We start from the raw sequence: 1,259 nt of genomic DNA on the forward strand, positions 1-1,259 counted from the left end.
TGACCCGTCCTGATATGGGTTGACACTTTTTAACTAAAACGCTCGATGTACTTCATCGGGCGTTTTGTATTTTAAAGCCGTATGAGGCCTCATTTGATTATAGATATCTACGGACTCTGCTACCATCGTCCTTGCTTCTTTCAGATCTTTCGGTTTCTTCAGCAAGAGCTCCATTTTGAGTATCCCATTTACACGCTCAGCTAAAGCATTCTGATAACAGTCATACCCGTCAGTCATTGAGCAAGTCACTCTATGTTTCTTATGGATATCTTGATATTCCTTCGAACAGTATTGTGAGCCTCTATCTGAGTGGTGTATTAGCTTTTCTTCACTCTGCCGTTGCCTGAGAGCTGAGATAAATGCCCGCTTAACTGATTGAGTTTTCATGTTGTCATCCACATAAAAACCAACAATCTTCCTTGAATAAGCGTCTGTAACCAAGCTGAGATAACTCTCTCCATTTTGAGTTGGCAAGTAAGTAATATCAGCAACCCACAGTTGTTCTGGCTTCGTTGGTGTCAGCCCATCTTTCACTTTGTTTGGGTGACAGAAAAATCGATGACGGCTGTCAGTCGTTCGGTGATAGGCTCGTCTTGCTCTCACTAACAGCCGATGCTTTCTGAGAAGTTCAAAGAGCTTATCGCGACCTATTTGAATGCCCTTTGTTGCTGCTAAGAACTTCAGTTTACGCGTGCCAATGCGTGGCTGCTTCAGCCTGACTTCACGGACAAAGCCAATGACAGTATGCTCATGATGTTCACAACGAGATTGAGTTTGGCATTGCTTATAATAAGCTTGGCGAGAGATTTGTACTAACTGACAAAACTTCGTAACGCTCAAACCTACTATGGTTTTCTCTTGGACAACGCTTCTTTGTGCTTTTTTGTCACTCTAACACCATAGTCACGTTCCATAACGTTCACGACAGCTTCAAAGAAGTCGGCTTTGAGTTGAGCATCTTCGAGCTGCTTTTCAAGCTCTTTAATACGTTGCTCTGGTGTAGGAGGTGAATTGAACTCGGTCATAGAGTCTCCTTTGGACATAAAGTTAGGTGTCCCTTTAGACCAATCTAGGCGACCATGCTTACGAAGCCAAACCAAAACCGTAGAGCAACCTTGGATGCCATACTTCTCTTGGGCTTGTTTGTAAGTGAGGCTTCCTTTTTCAACCTCATCAACTACAGTGAGTTTAAAAGCGAGGGAGTAATCGCGCTGAGTTCTTTTAGTTGTTGATTTCATAACACTCTCCAATTTTGGGGG

The 1,259-nt window shown here is 43.1% G+C and carries 1 protein-coding gene; it reads right to left on the reverse strand.

Annotated features, from left to right (window positions below; all coding sequences use genetic code 11):
- Positions 1–33: 33 nt before the first annotated feature.
- Positions 34–1,238, reverse strand: a protein-coding gene (locus tag R7Q38_RS23730; protein ID WP_102949810.1) for an IS3 family transposase whose coding sequence is annotated in 2 segments (ribosomal slippage) — positions 34–887 and positions 887–1,238 — 1,206 coding nt in all. Because the reading frame shifts where the segments join, the coding sequence is not laid out codon by codon here.
- Positions 1,239–1,259 lie beyond the last annotated feature (21 nt).

The organism is Vibrio sp. Vb0598 (genome assembly GCF_033338935.1).
Lineage (GTDB): Bacteria > Pseudomonadota > Gammaproteobacteria > Enterobacterales > Vibrionaceae > Vibrio > Vibrio alginolyticus.